Source organism: Aquitalea sp. FG25 (genome assembly GCF_057809375.1).
On sequence record NZ_JBMDJV010000065.1, the window covers coordinates 1 to 521 of the forward strand.

General features: G+C 56.0%; 1 protein-coding gene. It reads left to right on the top strand.

Annotated elements, in window-relative coordinates:
• Positions 1-281 precede the first annotated feature (281 nt).
• Positions 282-521, top strand: a 240-nt coding sequence (locus ACODR9_RS24305) for a YybH family protein (RefSeq protein ID WP_488813262.1), incomplete at its 3' end; no start/stop codon positions are given.

Genomic DNA, 521 nt, shown 5'->3' on the forward strand with positions numbered 1-521 from the left:
TCGGCCAAAGCGGTCCTTCCTCGGCTTGCTAGGCAAGGGCTGGTTTACACAGGATTTCGGACACGCTCTCATCCCAGTTACACCGGTTGACATCCCCTGCGCTTGTCCACAGAATGAACCGCATGACACGCCATGATCAATGCATGAATGCAATTATTACCACCATTCCCGGAATGGTGGGTTAGCACGCGTCACGGCTCAGTTCAAGCAACCCGCCCCAGCAGGCGGGTTTTTTTGTATCCGTCTGCCTGGTTATCACGCTACAGACCAGGAGAAAATCCATGCCACAGCAGGAACTGAAGGAAGTCATCGCAGCCGCCGACCGCGCAATCAACCAGGAAGACTTTGACGAACTGATGGCGTTTTACGCCAATGACGCTGTGTTGGTAGTCCAGCCTGGGATGCTCGCTCGAGGGAGTGAGCAGATCCGCGCTGCGTTCCCCGCCATCGCCAATTACTTCAACCACACCCTGCAAGTCAGCCAGGCAGACATGCAAGTGGTAGCTGGTGGAGACACCGCG